Raw genomic sequence first — 15,348 nt, 5'->3', positions numbered from 1 at the left:
CGCAGGCTGTAGTCACGTTGCGAGAAGCGTCGTGGACGAAGGAGAGATTCCGGTGAACGTCAGCCCTGGAGAGGTCTACGAGAACCCCCGTTGCGGCGAGCGGATCGTGGTCCGCACGCCGGCTTCGGAGACCGGGGGAAAGCGCTCGGTGATGGATCTGTATGTCGAACCCGGCGGCTTCGCCGCAGGCGAGCACATTCATCCGATCAGCCATGAACGCTTCACCCTCGTGCGCGGAAAGCTCGCAGTCATCCAGGGCGGTCGTAAGACGGTGCTCGACAAGGTGGGACAGAGCATTCTGATCCAGCCGGGAATCGAGCACCGTTGGTGGAACCCGACGGGTGACAAGACCTACGCCATATGCGAGGTCATCGGAAACGGCACGCGCTTCGAGCAGATGGTCATGCGTCAGCTCTTCTGCCTCGCGGTGGACGGAAAGACGAACGCCGAGGGGATGCCCAAGCTGCTCCAGCGGGCGGTGACCTCCCTGGAGTTCCAGGATGTGCTGCGGTTCGTCAAGCCGTCCTGGAAGCGGCAGCGCATTCTCTACGAGATCCTCGCACCGGTCGCCCGTCGCCTGGGGTACGTGGGGTGCAATCCCGAGTACATGAACCGCAAGCCGTCTGAGATCGCGGTTCTGGAGGATCTCCCCGACGAGGTCCTGGCCTGGCACTACTGAACTGACCTGGCACCTCTGACCTGGAGTATCCCGGGCTGAATCGGCCGCTCGCAGGCCCGGGAAAGGCAGCACAGACCACTCTGTGGTTTGTGCTGCCTTTTTTATGCCCCGAGATAAGCGAAGCCTTTAATTCCACTTTTCTAGACAGTTATTAGACGGCCTCTAGTGCTGCCTCTGGAAGACTTCTTGGCATGAGACCAACGACGGTATCTGAGCGCTTGTATTCGTACATGGTCGAAAACAGCGTCCCGGTCGATGAGCCGCAGCGGAATCTCATTCAGCGAACCGCCGGAGTCGGTGAGCGGGCGCGGATGCAGATCGGTACTCCGCAGGGCACGTTCTTCACCTTCCTCACGCAGATCATGCAGGCGCGGAATGCGATCGAGGTGGGGACCTTCACCGGGTACTCGGCCCTGTGCATCGCCAAGGGCCTGCCGGTCGACGGCCATCTCCTCACCTGTGATGTGAGCGAGGAATGGACCAGCCTCGGCAGGGAGGCGTGGAAGGAGGCGGGTGTCGACGAAAAAATCGAACTCCGCCTCGGCCCGGCGCTGGAGACGCTGCGTTCCCTGCCGGCCGATCCGGTCGTGGACCTGGCCTTCATCGACGCGGACAAGCAGAGCTACATCGCCTACTACGAGGAATTGGTGCCGCGCATGCGTCCCGGCGGCGTCATCCTCGTCGACAACGTCTTCTGGTTCGGAACCGTCGTCGACGACCGGGACGGAGAAGGCGCCACGATGCACGCCTTCAACGCCCATGTGGCCGCGGACGAGCGCGTCGAGGCCGTCATTCTGTCGATCGGCGACGGATTGACGATGGTCCGCAAAAGGACCTGACGCCCACACATCGGCAGCACAAGGGAGTGTCTGATGCCGAGCACGTCTTCATCGGGTAAATCACTAAGACTAGCCAGGCTTTCCGGGCACGGCGACGAGCGGTATCTCTTCGTGCCACTCGATCATTCCGTCTCCGACGGGCCGATCGCGACGGTGAGCGGCTTCCAGGACCTCGTCCGTGACGTGGTCGACGGCGGGGCCGACGGAATCGTCGTCCACAAGGGCCGGGCCCGGGTGCTCGCCCCCGAGCTCCTCGCGGACTGCTCGCTGCTCGTCCACCTGAGCGCCAGCACGGCACACGGCCCGGACGTCAACGCCAAGGTGCTCGTGGGCGACGTCGACGAGGCCATCAGCCTCGGGGCGGACGCGGTGAGCGTGCACGTCAACATCGGCTCCGACACCGAGGCCGATCAGTTGGCCGACCTGGGCACGGTGGCCGCGGCCTGCGACCGCTGGGGGATGCCGCTGCTGGCGATGATCTACCCACGTGGTCCGCGGGTCACCGATCCTGCCGACCCGGCGCTGGTGGCGCACGTCGTCAGCATCGCCGCCGACCTCGGCGTCGACATCGTCAAGACCGTGTTCGCCTCCCCCGCGGAGCGCATGGCCGAGGTGGTCGAAAGCTCCCCCATCCCCATCATCGTCGCGGGTGGTGGCGACGCCTCGCAGAGCGTCCAGGACTTCGCGGTCTCGGCGCTCGCGGTCGGTTGCAGCGGACTCGCCGTCGGCCGGCGCGTCTTCAACTCGGCGTCTCCCCGCACGACGGTTCAGGAACTGGCCGAGATCGTTCATGGGCCCCAGGGCTCTCCCGTCCCCATCCAAACCTCGCGAATGGCAGGTGCACTGTGAAGCTCAGTTGGGTCGACATCCGCTCGGTCGGTTCCGCGAAGGACGCCATCGTCCAGGAGGCGATTCACGCCCGGGTGGAGGGCATCCTCGCCGCCGACCCGGCGGACCTGGAGAAGCTGCCGCCGACGGTGAAGAAGGTCCTCTTCCCGCAGGGCCAGACGCTCCCCGAGAGCTTCGGCGCGGCGGACGTCGTCATCGTCGACCCCGCCAAGCACGGGGAGCCCGCCGAACTGGCCCTCGCCCACCCCGATGTGGAGTTCGGCCGGTTCGTCGAGATCATCGACGCCGAGACGCTGGAGGACGCCTGCCAGTCCGGCCGCGTCGACAAGTGGAGCGTGCTGCTCTTCCGCGACCCCACCAAGATCCCGCTGGAGATCGTGATCGCGGCCGCCGCCCGTGCCAACGGCAGCCTCGTCACCATCGCCAAGGACGTGGAGGAAGCCGAGATCATCTTCGGTGTGCTGGAACTCGGCTCCGACGGGGTGCTGATGGCCCCCGCGAAGGTCGGAGACGTCACCGCGCTCAAGGCCGCCGCCGAGGGCGGCATACCCGACCTCGAGCTGGTCGAGCTGGAGGTCACGGCCACCACGCACGTCGGCATGGGCGAGCGGGCCTGCGTGGACACCGCCACCTACTTCGGCAAGGACGAGGGCATCCTTGTCGGCTCGCACTCCAAGGGCATGATCCTCTGCGTCAGCGAGACCCACCCGCTGCCGTACATGCCCACCCGCCCGTTCCGGGTCAACGCCGGTGCCATCCACTCGTACACCGTCGGCCAGAACGAGCGCACCAACTACCTGAGCGAGCTGAAGGCGGGCAGCAAGGTCACCGCCGTGGACATCCACGGCAAGACCCGCCTGGTCACCGTCGGCCGGGTCAAGATCGAGACGCGTCCGCTGCTCTCCATCGACGCGGTCGGCCCCGACGGCCGCACGGCCAACCTGATCCTTCAGGACGACTGGCACGTCCGGGTGCTCGGCCCGGGCGGCACGGTGCTCAACAGCACCGAGCTGAAGCCCGGCGACAAGGTGCTCGGTTACCTGCCGGTCGAGGACCGCCACGTCGGCTACCCGATCAACGAGTTCTGCCTGGAGAAGTAGCCACCCCCGGGCGGGCCGGTGACACGCAACGGCGCCACCGGCCCGCCCCGGCGGGACCGCGGGACCACCTCCCCGCACGCGCACCTCCGAAAGACCCCCACCACGGAAACAGTGCATCCCGGAGGATCAGTCTTGGACGGGACAGTGGCGTCCTACGTCGATGACGACGAGCGGTGGAGAGCCGTGCTGCGCCGTGACCGGCAGGCAGACGGAGTTTTCTACTACTCGGTGCGGACGACGGGCATCTACAGCCGGCCCTCCTGCGTCTCCCGGCCGGCGCGCCGGGCGAACACCGTCTTCTTCACCGACGCGGAGGCCGCCGAACGCGCCGGATACCGGCCGTGCCGCCGGTGCCGACCGCGTGAGGACAGCGCACACGCCTCCTATGTGACCGCCATCGCCAGGACCTGCGAGCTGATCCACGAGGCGGGCGAGACACCGAACCTCGACACCCTCGCCGAGGCGGCCGGTTTCAGCCGCTTCCACTTCCACCGGGTCTTCAAGCGGCTGACGGGAGTGACCCCGCAGGCCTACGTGGCCGCCTGCCGGGCCGACCGGCTGCGCCGGGTGATTTCCGAGGCCGAGACGGTGACCGAGGCCATCTACCGGTCCGGCTTCACCTCCCAGGGCAACTTCTACGCCGTGTCCCAGCAGATTCTGGGCATGACGCCGACCAACTTCCGTGCCGGCGCGGACTCCATCGCCATCAGCTTCTCCCTGTCGGAGAGCCTCCTCGGCCCCGTCCTGGTCGCGAAGACCGAGAAGGGGATCTGCTCCGTGCTCACCGGCGACGGGCTCACCGGTGACGGGCTCACCGGTGACGCGCTCACCGGTGATGGCGAAGCAGCGCTCGTCGGACGGCTGAGGGAGCGTTTCCCCAAGGCGCATCTCATCCGCGCCGGACGGGAGTTCGACGATCGGGTCGCCGCCGCCGTACGCCAGTCGGAGCCGCCGAGGCTGGGCCGGGACCTGCCGCTGAACATCCGCGTCACGGCCATGAGCGAGCGCCTCAGAAGAGCACTTCGCGAGACACCGAGCGAACCATCCGTCCAGACACGGTGAAAGAGGATTGGTGATGTTAATCTTCGGCACTCAACGGTCGGCGGCCCAGCGACTGCGGCTGCACGCCGATCGCGGGCTCGGCGCGGGCAACTTCTTCTGGCGCGCCTGGTCGATCGCCAAGGACCGGGACCGGCCACTCCTCTATCACCCGGATGTCACCGCCCCCGGCTGGGCGGAGACCGAGCCGACCGGCATCTCCCTGAACGACATGCGCATCACCGTCATCCGGTACGCCACCTGGTACCGCGACCACGGGGTGCGGCCCTCCTCCCACGTCGGTGTCTACACCCGCGACGGGCTGGCCGGACTGCTCCACCACATAGCGATCAACAGCCTCGGCGCCGCCGCCGTGCACTGCAACCCCAAGATGGCGTCGCCGACCGCGGCCGACTACTTCCAGCGCACCCAGACGACGGTCCTCGTCGGTGACAAGGACCTGCTCGACGGCTGCACCGAGGCGTGGTCGCAGCAGGGCATCCCCACCGCCCGGACCCCTCTGCTCCAGGACATCCGGCAGCTGGACGAGACCGCCCCGCTGCCGCCCGCCCCGCTGCCCGGGTTCCCCTACCGTCACGGTCCCGACGACCTGGTGATGGTCTCCCACTCCTCCGGGACCACCGGCCGCCCCAAGGCACCGATCTTCAGCCACCGCGGGTTCTTCGTCGGCAAGCGCGAGCGGCTGTGGAGCTTCCCGTCCCTGCGTACCGACCGCATGCTGACCGCCCTCCCGCACAGCCACTCGTCGGGCATCAGCTACTTGAGCATGGCGCTGCTGCTGGGCATCCCCACCCTGATCCTGGACGATCCGAACGGACGGTCCGTGGCCCAGGCGATCAACCAGTTCCACCCCACCTTCGTCCTCGGCTTCCCGCTGACCCTCGCGGAGATCGACGTCGCGGACATCGACCCCCGCGCCGCCCGGAACATCCACTCGTGGAACGGCATGGGCGACGCCTCGCACGAGCGGCACATCAGGCCGCTGATGGGCCTCGGCTCCCGCCCCGGCAAGACCGGCTCCCAGTACAACGACGGCCTGGGCTCCTCCGAGATGGGCATGGTGCTCTTCCGGCAGGTGTACGTCCCCGAGTCGACCGAGTACGGACGGCTCATCGGCCGCCCGGCCGGGGTGGTCCGCAAGGCCGCCGTGCTCGACGAAGCGGGGAACGAACTGCCCGACGGGCAGGCCGGGATGCTCGGCGTCCGCACCCCCAGCGTCACCCCCGGCTACTGGGACGACCCCCAGCTCAGCCAGGACTCCCTGCTCAGCGGCTACTTCCTCACCGGCGACATCGTCCGGCGCGACGAGCAGGGCCGCTTCTTCCACCTCGACCGCACGCCCGATGTGATCCACGCGGCCGACGGGGCCGTGCACAGCCTCCCCCTCGAGGAGGTCCTGCTGCTGACCACTCAGGCGCTCGACGCCGCGGTGGTGGGCGTCGAGGACCCGGAGGCCCCGGGGAAGGCGGCCCCCATCGGTATCGTGCTCTTCCGCGACGACCGCGACGACCGCGACGACAGCGACAACCGTGACAGCGGCGGCCATGGCCCGGAGCGCTCCTCCGACGCCCTGCTGGAGGCGGTCAACGCCGAACTCGCCCGCAAGCGGATGCCGTTGCTGCGCGCGCTGCTCATCGCCGCCGACCGCGACGAACTGCCCGTGGGCGTCACCGGCAAGGTGCTCAAGCGGCAGCTCCGCGAGCGCCACCGCACCCTGCTGCACGACACCGCCCAGGGGGCCGCGCCGCGGGCGAACTGACCGGCGCAGCCGTACGCCGCTCATCCGCCGTACGCCGCTCATCCGCCGTACGCCGCCAAGCCGCCGTACGCCGCCCCAGCCCGCGTACGCCGCCCGGCGGCCTCACCACCGCCCCACCCGATCCACCCGATCAGAAGGGCCAGTCATGCACGACGGACACGCCGCGCGCCAAGTAGTCGACATCATCACCGGCTCCTGGCAGTCACAGGCGCTCTACGCCGCGGTCGCCCTGGAGATCCCCGACCACATCGCCGCCGGGCACACCACCGACACGGCCCTGGCCACGGCCACCGGCTCGGGCCCGGACGGCATCACCCGGCTGATGCGGCTGCTGCTGGCCATGGGCGTCTTCGACCGCTCGCCGGACCAGGGCTACGCGCTGACGCCGGTGAGCGAGGTGCTCCGCGCCGACAGCGACGCGTCGATGCGCGACATGATCCAGCTCTACGGCGAGGAGTTCCACACCGCGTGGGGAGCGGTGGTGCCCGCCGTCCGCACCGGATCCTCCGGCTTCGAACACGCCCTCGGCACCTCCATCCACGCGTATCTGGCGAGCGCGCCCGGCGCGGGCGCCAAGTTCCAGCGCGCCATGAACGCGGGCAATGTCTTCTTCCCCGACGTCCTGGACGCCTTCGACTTCTCCCGCTGCACCACGGTGATGGACGTCGCGGGCGGCAGCGGCCAGTTCCTCTCGATGGTCCTGCGGGCCCATCCGCATCTGCACGGGGTGCTCCTCGACCTGCCGCACATGATCCCCGTCGCCCACGCCCACCTGGACGCCTCCGTGGGCCCCGACCGCTACGAGGCCGTCGAGGGGGACATCTTCGCCTCGGTTCCCGAGGGCGCCGACGCGTACCTCCTCTCCCGGGTGCTCCAGGACTGGGACGACGACCGGTCCGTGACCCTCCTGTCCAACATCCGCAAGGCGCTGCCCGAGGACGGCCGCCTGCTCGTCGTGGAGCGGGTCATCCCCGAGGAAGGCGCCCCGGAGCTGCTTCCGCTCCTGTACGACCTGCATCTCCTCATGGCCGCGGGAGGGCGCGGGCGGACCCTGGACGGTTACCGCGACGTCCTCACCGCGGCCGGGCTGCGCCTGGAATCCGTCCACCCGCTGGCCCTCGAAACCACGTTGCTGGTCGCGGCCGCCGCCTAGGCGCCGCGCCGGGGACTCCCGACGCCGACGACTCACGAGAAGGCGAATACGAGGCACTCGATGAACCTCTCACCCCCAACCCGACCGAGCGACGACCCCCGGGTCCTGGACGTCCCCGTGCTGATCATCGGCGGCGGCGGCGCGGGCCTGACGGCATCCGTCGTCCTCTCCGACCTCGGCGTCGGCTCATTGCTCGTCGAGCGCCACGCGACGACGTCGATCCAGCCCAAGGCGCACATCCTCAACGCCCGCACCATGGAGATCTTCGGCCACCACGGACTGGCCCGGGACATCTACGCCGAGGGCTCCCCGCCCGCCAACTGCGGCGCCATGGCCTGGCTGACCAGCCTCGGCGGCGACGAGCCGTACGACCGCAAGGTGCTCCACCGCGCCGATGCCTACGGCGGCGGCGCCCTGGCCGAGCGGTACGCCGAGGCGTCCGCGTACCCGCACGCGAACCTCGGCCAGCGCTGGCTGGAGCCGCTGATCCGCCGCCATGCCGAGGAGCGCAACCCCGGCGGCATCCGCTTCGGACACGAGATGGTGGAGTTCGAGGACCACGGGGACAGCGTCACCGCGACGATCCTGGACCGCGACGCGGACCGTACCTACCGCGTCCGGGCCGGATATCTGATCGCCGCCGACGGCGGCCGCTCGGTGAGCAAGCGGCTCGGCATCCGCATGCTGGGCACCCCCACCTTCCTGGAGTGGATCAACCTTCACATACGGGCCGACTTCTCCGAGTTCATCCCCTTCGACGACACGGTGGTCAACCGCGTCTCCAGCCTCGCCGACGACGGCAGCCTGGAGCACTGCGGCGTCGTGCCCATGGGCCCCAAGCAGTGGGGACGCCACTCCGAGGAGTGGACGCTGATGTTCTCCCGGCCGCCCGGCACGCGGGAGGCGGCGGAGCTGGACGACGAGACGGTCGTCAAGATGGTCCGCCGGACGCTGAAGCTCCCGCAGGACCACCCGATGGAGGTGCAGAGCATCAGCCGCTGGCCCGTGGAGGGCACGGTCGCCGAGCACTTCCGCGCCGGTCGCGTCTTCCTGGTCGGTGACGCCGCCCACCGTCATCCGCCGTCCGGCGCGCTCGGCCTCAACACCGGCGTCCAGGACTCCCACAACCTGGCCTGGAAGCTGGCCCGGGTGCTCTCCGGCGACGCCGCGCCCGCGCTGCTCGACAGCTACGAGGCCGAGCGGCGCCCGGTCGCCGAACGCGTCGTCGAGCGGGCGCTGTTCTCGCTGTTCAACCAGATCGCCTTCACCGCGGGCACCGGCGTGGTCCCGGGGGCCCGCCCCGAGTGGAACCGGGCCCAGATGACCGCCCTGTTCTCCGACACGCCCGACGGGCGGACCCGGCGCGCGGTCCTCGCCGAGTACTTCGAGACCAATCGGATCACCACCGCCCACCTGGGCCTGGAGATGGGCTACGACTACGCCGACGCCGGGTTCGTCACCGGCGACGGCACCGAGCGGCCCGAGCCGGATCCGCTCGGCCTCGACTACGTCCAGTCCTGCCGCCCCGGCAGCAGGATGCCGCACGCCTGGCTGCGGCGCGGCGGGGAGCGGACGGCGACCCACGACCTCATCGACCACGGGGCGTTCCTGCTCCTGGCCGGTGCGCGGGGCGAGAGCTGGGTGCGCGCCGCGGCCGAGGTCTCCGCCCACCACGGCCCGGCCGTCACCGCCCATGCCGTCGGCCCGGACCACGAGGTGGCCGACCCCGACGGCGTCTGGGCCGCGCTGCGCGGCCACGGCGAGGACGGGGCCGTCCTGGTCAGGCCCGACGGGTTCGTCGCCCTGCGGCTGAGCTCGGCGTCCCCGGACCCGGTGCGGGAACTGCGCCGGGGGCTCGATGTGGCCCTGGGGCGCGCCGTATCCGCCACTGCCTCGCCCGGTGCCGAGGGGGACCGCTGACATGACCGACGTCCAGCGCACTCCCGTCGCCATCGTGGGCGCCGGCCCGGTGGGCATCATGCTCGCGCTCTTCCTCGACCGCTACGGCATCGAGTCGGTCCTGTTCAACGCCGAGCCCACCATGGAGGACAAGCCCCGCGGCAACACCCACAACGCCCGCACCATGGAGCACTACCGGCGCCTGGGCATCTCCGGCCAGATCCGACGGCTGGGCCCGCCCGCCGACCACACCCTCGACATCGCCTACTTCACCCGCTACAGCGGCTTCGAACTGTCCCGGCTGACGCTGCCCTCGCCGGGGGAGCGGATGCGGGCGCTCGCCGGTACGCCCCGCACCGACCAGACGCCCGAGCCGGTGCACCGCGCCAACCAGATGTACGTCGAGAAGTTCCTCTTCGAACACGTCATGACCCGCCCCAACATCACCTTCCGCTTCGGCTGGCGGGTGACCGGCCTCAAGCAGAACGCCACCGGCGTCACCCTGGAGGCCGAGAGCGTCTCCGGCGGGGGCCGGGAGACCTGGAAGGCGCCGTACGCGGTGGGCTGCGACGGCGGCCGCAGCTTCGTGCGCCGCACCCTGGGCGTGCACTACGAGGGACCCGGATCGCTGGAACAGGAAATCCTGGGGCGCCGCGCCACCGCCGCCCATCTGCGGCTGCCGACCTTCCACTCGGACGTGTTCACCGGCCGGCGGGCCTGGAGCTACTGGTCGCTCAACCCCGACCTGGTCATGAACCTCATCGCGCTCAACGGCCGCGACGAGTTCTTCCTGCTCACCAGCTCCGTCGACCCGGACACCACCAACGCCGCGGAACTGTCCTCGCTGGTACGGCGCGCGGCGGGCACCGAGCTGCCCGTCGAGGTGCTCAGCCACCGCCCGTGGACCCCGGGCGCCGCCCTGGTCGCCGAGCGGTTCACCGTGGGCCGGGTGTTCCTCGCGGGCGACGCGGCCCACCTGTTCACCCCCAACGGCGGTTTCGGCATGAACACCGGAGTGGACGACGCCGCCAACCTCGCCTGGAAGCTGGCCGGGACGCTCCAGGGCTGGGGCGGCCCCGGGCTGCTCCGCTCGTACGAGAGCGAGCGGCGGCCGATCGCCCTGCGCAACACCGCCGCCGCCCGCGAACTCAACACCGGCCTCGCCGACATCGAGCGCCCCGGCGTCATGGAGGACGACTCGCCGGAGGGCGCGACGGCGCGGGCCCGGGTCGGCGCGCTCGTTCGCTCCTACGGGGAGCGCACCCACTCCATCGGCGTGCAGCTCGGCGCCCGGTACGACGGCTCCCCGCTCATCGATACCGACGAGGAGCCGCCGAGCGACTCCATGGGCACCTACACGCCCACCGCCATCCCCGGCGGACGCGCCCCGCACGTATGGCTCGACGACTGGCGCGGCCCCGGCAGCTCGCTCTTCGACCGCTTCGGCCCCTACTACACCGTGCTCCGGCTCGGCCCCGAACCGCCGCCCGTCAAGGGGCTGGAGGCCGCCGCCCAGGCCGCCGGTATGCCCCTGCGCACCCTGGACGTCGAGGACCCGGTCGTCCGCGACCTCTACGAGCGCGACCTCGTGCTCATCCGCCCCGACCAGCACGTCGCCTGGCGCGGCAACGCCCTGCCCACCGACCCCGGCGACCTCGTGGCCCGGGTGACGGGACAGCGGGCGGCAGGCGCGGCGCGTGACGGGGATCCCGCATGAACCGACATGGCACGCGCCGGGACGAACTGAAGGTCGGAATCGTCGGCGTCGGACCCCGCGGGCTGTCGGTGCTGGAGCGGATCTGCGCCAACGAGCGCAAGTCCGGCTCGCACCGCGAGGTGTCCGTGCACGTCGTGGACCCCTTCCCGGTGGGCGCCGGACGGGTCTGGCGCACCAGCCAGTCCGACCAGCTGCTGATGAACACGGTCGCCTCGCAGATCACCCTGTTCACCGACGACAGCGTGGAGATGGACGGTCCGGTGGAACCGGGCCCCAGTCTCTACGAGTGGGCCAGGGAACTCGGCCGGAACGCCGACGGGGACGGCGCCGACGACCGCACGCTGGCCGAGGCCCGTCGGCTCGGCCCCGACGCGTACCCCACCCGGGCCTTCTACGGCGTCTACCTGAACAGCGTCTTCCGCCGGGTGGTGGCCGACGCCCCGCGCCACGTCACCGTCACGGTCCACCAGGCCCAGGCCGTCGGCCTGGACAACAGCGGACCGCTCGCCGACGGTCCGCAGACCCTCACCCTCGACAACGGCGTCCGGCTGACCGATCTGGACACGGTCGTCCTCGCCCAGGGGCACGTCCCCGCCCTGCCCGCGCCCCACGAAGAAGAACTCGCCCGGGCCGCCGCCGAGCACGGCCTGCTCTACATCCCGCCCGCCAACCCCGCCGATGTGGACCTCGGCGGCATCGAGCCGGGACAGACCGTGCTGCTGCGCGGCCTCGGGCTGAACTTCTTCGACCACATGGCCCTGCTCACCGCCGGCCGGGGCGGCACCTTCCGGACCGAGGACGGACGCCTCGTCTACGAGCCCTCCGGCCGGGAGCCCAAGATCTACGCGGGGTCCCGGAGGGGCATTCCGTACCACGCCCGCGGGGAGAACGAGAAGGGCGCCCACGGGCGGTACACGCCGCGGCTGCTCACCCCCGAGACGATCGCCGGGCTGCGGCGGCGGGCCGTCGACGGCGAGCGGGTGCACTTCGGGACCGACCTGTGGCCGCTGATCGCCAAGGAGGTCGAGAGCGTCTACTACGGCACCCTGCTGGAGGTACGGGGCCGCGCCGCCGACCGCGAGGCGTTCACCGAGCGGTATCTGGCCGCCCCGGCGGGCGAGGCGGAGCGCCGCCTGCTGGACGCGTTCGGCTTCGCGCCGGACGACCACTGGAGCTGGGACGCCCTCGCCCGTCCGCACGGCAACCGGACGTACCCCAGCCCGGCCGCGTTCCGGCAGTGGCTGCTGGACTACCTCGGAGAGGACGTGCGCGCCGCCCGCGCGGGCAATGTGAGCGGTCCGCTCAAGGCGGCCCTGGACGTGCTGCGCGACCTCCGCAACGAGATCCGGCTCGCCGTCGACCACGGCGGCCTGGAGGGCAACTCGTACCGCGACGAGCTGACGGCCTGGTACACCCCGCTCAACGCCTTCCTCTCGATCGGGCCCCCGGCCTCGCGCATCGAGGAACTCGTCGCCCTCATCGAGGCGGGCGTGGTCCGCATCCTCGGGCCCGGCCTCCAGCTCACCGTCGACGAGGCCCTCCCGTCCTTCGTCGCCGGGTCGGACACCGTACGGGGCGGGCGGATCCGGGCGAGCGTCCTCATCGAGGCCCGGCTGCCCGAGCCGGACCTGCGCCGCACCGCCGACCCCTTGCTGCGCCATCTGCTCACCACGGGGCAGTGCCGCCCGTACGACATCCCGGGCACCTGCGGGACGACCTACCGGACGGGCGGACTCGCGGTCACCGAGCGGCCGTACCGGACCGTCGACGTCCACGGCAGCCCCCATCCGCGCCGGTTCGCCTACGGGGTCCCCACCGAGGCCGTGCACTGGGTGACCGCGGCCGGGATCCGGCCCGGCGTCAACTCCGTGACGCTCGGCGACTCGGACGCCATCGCGCGCGCCGTGCTGAGCATCCGGGCCGCGGATTCTCCCCTCCACGTGGTGCGGGGCGGGGCGCCGCAGGGGGGCCACGACGGGCTGCACGGCGGCCAGAAGGAGGCGACCGCATGACCGCGACGTTCGACGGCGGCCGGGACACCGGGCTGCTCTCACCCGTACGGGCGGGCACCCCCGTCGAGGCGGACGTGGCGGACGAGGCCTGGCTCCAGGCGATGCTCGACGCCGAGGCGGCCCTGGCCCGGGCCCAGGCCCGGCTCGGCACCGTCCCGGCGGAGGCCGCGGCCGCCATCACGGCGCAGGCCCGCGCGGACCGGTTCGACCCGCGGGCGCTGGCCCTCGTCGCCCGCGAGACGGCGAACCCCGTCGTCGGCCTCGTCCAGGTGCTGACCCGGGCGGTGGCGGCGACGGCCCCCGCGGCGGCCGAGTACGTCCACCGCGGCTCCACCAGCCAGGACGTCTTCGACACCGGGGCCATGCTGGTGGCCGCCCGCGCCCTGCGCCGGATACGGGCCGACCTGGACCGGACGTGCGCCGCGCTGGCCGTGCTCGCCGCGGATCACCGCGACACGCTCATGGTCGGCCGGACCCTCGCCCTGCACGCCGTCCCCACGACCTTCGGGCTCAAGGCGGCCGGGTGGCGCCATCTGCTGCTGGACGCCGTCGCACGGATCGACCGCCTGCTCGACGGGGGCCTGCCGGTCTCGCTCGGCGGCGCCGCGGGCACCCTGGCCGGGTACCTCACCTACGCGGCGCTGGACGACGGGCCGCAGGGGGAGTCCGGCGCCGAGGAGTACCTCGACCGGCTGGGCGCCGCGTTCGCCGAGGAGACCGGGCTCGCCCGGCCCCTGCTGCCGTGGCATGCGCTCCGTACGCCGCTCGCCGACCTCGGCGCCGTGCTGTCCTTCACGGCGGGGTCGCTCGGCAAGATCGCCGTGGATGTGCAGTCGATGACCCGGACCGAGGTCCAGGAGGTCACTGAACCGGCCGCCCCCGGGCGCGGCAGCTCCTCGGCCATGCCGCACAAGCGCAACCCGGTGCTCTCCACCCTGATGCGCAGCGCCGCCCTCCAGGTCCCCGTGCTGGCCACGGGGCTGACGCAGAGTCTGCTGTCGGAGGACGAGCGGTCCGCCGGGGGCTGGCACGCCGAGTGGCTGCTGCTGCGCGAGTGCCTGCGCCTGGTCGGCGGGGCGGCCCACACCGCCGTCGAACTCGCGGAGGGCCTGGCCGTCCGCCCCGAGCGGATGCGGGACAACGCCCATCTGACCGGCGCCCGGGTGGCGTCCGAGCGGGTCGCGGCCGTACTGGCGCCCCGGCTGGGCAAGGCCCGGGCGAAGCATCTGCTCACCGAGGCGGCCGCGGAGGCCGAGCGGGACGGGCTCCCGCTCGCCGAGGTGCTCGCGGCGCTCCCCGACGTGGCCGCCCACCTGGGCGCCGAGGACCTGCGCGACCTGCTCGACCCGGCCCACTACACGGGCGCGGCGGGGCCGTTGGTGGACCGCGCGCTCAAGCGCTGACCCGCGCCCGCTCACCCCACCCCACTCGTCCGTATCACCTCAGCGGAGGAACTCACCATGGCACTGCGCCTGTTCACCTCGGAGTCCGTGACCGAGGGTCACCCCGACAAGATCGCTGACCGGATCAGCGACACCATCCTCGACGCGCTCCTGAAGGAGGACCCGGCCTCCCGGGTCGCCGTCGAGACCCTGATCACCACCGGCCTGGTCCATGTCGCGGGTGAGGTGACCACCACGGCGTACGCCCCGATCGCGACGCTCGTCCGCAACGCGATCCTCGACATCGGCTACGACTCGTCGGACAAGGGCTTCGACGGTTCCTCCTGCGGTGTCTCGGTGTCCATCGGCTCGCAGTCGCCCGACATCGCCCAGGGCGTCGACTCCGCCTATGAGCTGCGGGTCGAGGGTGCCACCGACGGTGACGCGGGGGACGAGCTGGACAGGCAGGGCGCGGGCGACCAGGGCCTGATGTTCGGCTACGCGTGCGACGAGACGCCCGAGCTGATGCCGCTGCCGATCAACCTGGCGCACCGGCTCTCCCGTCGGCTGTCCGAGGTGCGGAAGAACGGGACCATGCCGTATCTGCGCCCGGACGGCAAGACCCAGGTCACCATCGAGTACGACGGCCACAAGGCGGTCCGCCTGGACACCGTCGTCGTCTCCTCGCAGCACGCGCCCGACGTCGACCTCGACGCCCTGCTGACGCCGGACATCCGCGTCTTCGTGGTCGAGCCGGTCCTGCGGGAACTCGCCGACTGCGGCATCAAGCTGGACACCGAGGGCTACCGGCTGCTGGTCAACCCGACCGGCCGCTTCGAGATCGGCGGCCCGATGGGTGACGCCGGGCTCACCGGCCGCAAGATCATCATCGACACCTAC

12 protein-coding genes are annotated in these 15,348 nt (G+C 71.2%); all 12 read left to right on the top strand.

The features are described 5' to 3' along the window. Positions 1–31: 31 nt before the first annotated feature. The gene (locus LCH29_RS40880; RefSeq protein WP_234364862.1) at positions 32–679 is read left to right on the top strand and encodes a cupin domain-containing protein; all 648 of its coding nucleotides are present in this window, start codon (positions 32–34) and stop codon (positions 677–679) included. A gap of 191 nt (positions 680–870) precedes the next feature. Beyond that, entirely contained in the window at positions 871–1,518 is a 648-nt protein-coding gene (locus LCH29_RS40875; protein WP_446466751.1) for an O-methyltransferase, read from the top strand. A 33-nt stretch (positions 1,519–1,551) separates the two neighbouring features. Then, positions 1,552–2,367: a 2-amino-3,7-dideoxy-D-threo-hept-6-ulosonate synthase gene (locus tag LCH29_RS40870; protein WP_446466750.1), complete on the top strand. Its 816-nt coding sequence runs from the start codon at positions 1,552–1,554 to the stop codon at positions 2,365–2,367. Next, positions 2,364–3,467: a 3-dehydroquinate synthase II family protein gene (locus tag LCH29_RS40865; RefSeq protein WP_009719746.1), complete on the top strand. Its 1,104-nt coding sequence runs from the start codon at positions 2,364–2,366 to the stop codon at positions 3,465–3,467. Before LCH29_RS40870 ends, LCH29_RS40865 begins: the two co-directional genes overlap by 4 nt. Before the next feature lie 132 nt (positions 3,468–3,599). Then, positions 3,600–4,529, top strand: coding sequence for a bifunctional transcriptional activator/DNA repair enzyme AdaA (locus LCH29_RS40860; RefSeq protein ID WP_446466749.1), 930 nt, complete (start codon positions 3,600–3,602; stop codon positions 4,527–4,529). A 13-nt stretch (positions 4,530–4,542) separates the two neighbouring features. Further along, positions 4,543–6,285, top strand: a complete 1,743-nt coding sequence (locus LCH29_RS40855) for a class I adenylate-forming enzyme family protein (RefSeq protein WP_446466748.1) — start codon at positions 4,543–4,545, stop codon at positions 6,283–6,285. A gap of 145 nt (positions 6,286–6,430) precedes the next feature. After that, a complete protein-coding gene (locus LCH29_RS40850) occupies positions 6,431–7,438 on the top strand; it encodes a methyltransferase (RefSeq protein WP_446466747.1) in 1,008 nt (335 codons plus the stop codon). 60 nt (positions 7,439–7,498) lie between these two features. After that, entirely contained in the window at positions 7,499–9,358 is a 1,860-nt protein-coding gene (locus tag LCH29_RS40845; protein WP_446466746.1) for an FAD-dependent monooxygenase, read from the top strand. Position 9,359: 1 nt separating this feature from the next. After that, complete coding sequence (locus LCH29_RS40840) at positions 9,360–11,054, top strand: FAD-dependent monooxygenase (protein ID WP_446466745.1); 1,695 nt, start codon at positions 9,360–9,362, stop codon at positions 11,052–11,054. Next, the gene (locus LCH29_RS40835; RefSeq protein WP_446466744.1) at positions 11,051–13,066 is read left to right on the top strand and encodes an FAD/NAD(P)-binding protein; all 2,016 of its coding nucleotides are present in this window, start codon (positions 11,051–11,053) and stop codon (positions 13,064–13,066) included. Before LCH29_RS40840 ends, LCH29_RS40835 begins: the two co-directional genes overlap by 4 nt. After that, complete coding sequence (locus LCH29_RS40830) at positions 13,063–14,469, top strand: class-II fumarase/aspartase family protein (protein WP_446466743.1); 1,407 nt, start codon at positions 13,063–13,065, stop codon at positions 14,467–14,469. Before LCH29_RS40835 ends, LCH29_RS40830 begins: the two co-directional genes overlap by 4 nt. A gap of 57 nt (positions 14,470–14,526) precedes the next feature. Further along, the coding region (metK, locus tag LCH29_RS40825; RefSeq protein WP_446466742.1) for a methionine adenosyltransferase at positions 14,527–15,348 on the top strand (822 nt) is incomplete at its 3' end.

It is taken from the genome of Streptomyces sp. BRA346, assembly GCF_052851135.1.
Note: the sequence above shows the minus strand (reverse complement) of the source record. Positions and strands in the feature narration are given on the sequence as shown.

Excerpts from the sequence above, each read along its gene's own strand:
- LCH29_RS40875 (WP_446466751.1), top strand. The coding sequence starts at position 871 with ATGAGACCAACGACGGTATCTGAGCGCTTGTATTCGTACATGGTCGAA.
- LCH29_RS40870 (WP_446466750.1), top strand. The coding sequence starts at position 1,552 with ATGCCGAGCACGTCTTCATCGGGTAAATCACTAAGACTAGCCAGGCTT.
- LCH29_RS40855 (WP_446466748.1), top strand. The coding sequence starts at position 4,543 with ATGTTAATCTTCGGCACTCAACGGTCGGCGGCCCAGCGACTGCGGCTG.
- LCH29_RS40850 (WP_446466747.1), top strand. The coding sequence starts at position 6,431 with ATGCACGACGGACACGCCGCGCGCCAAGTAGTCGACATCATCACCGGC.
- LCH29_RS40845 (WP_446466746.1), top strand. The coding sequence starts at position 7,499 with ATGAACCTCTCACCCCCAACCCGACCGAGCGACGACCCCCGGGTCCTG.
- LCH29_RS40840 (WP_446466745.1), top strand. The coding sequence starts at position 9,360 with ATGACCGACGTCCAGCGCACTCCCGTCGCCATCGTGGGCGCCGGCCCG.
- LCH29_RS40835 (WP_446466744.1), top strand. The coding sequence starts at position 11,051 with ATGAACCGACATGGCACGCGCCGGGACGAACTGAAGGTCGGAATCGTC.
- LCH29_RS40830 (WP_446466743.1), top strand. The coding sequence starts at position 13,063 with ATGACCGCGACGTTCGACGGCGGCCGGGACACCGGGCTGCTCTCACCC.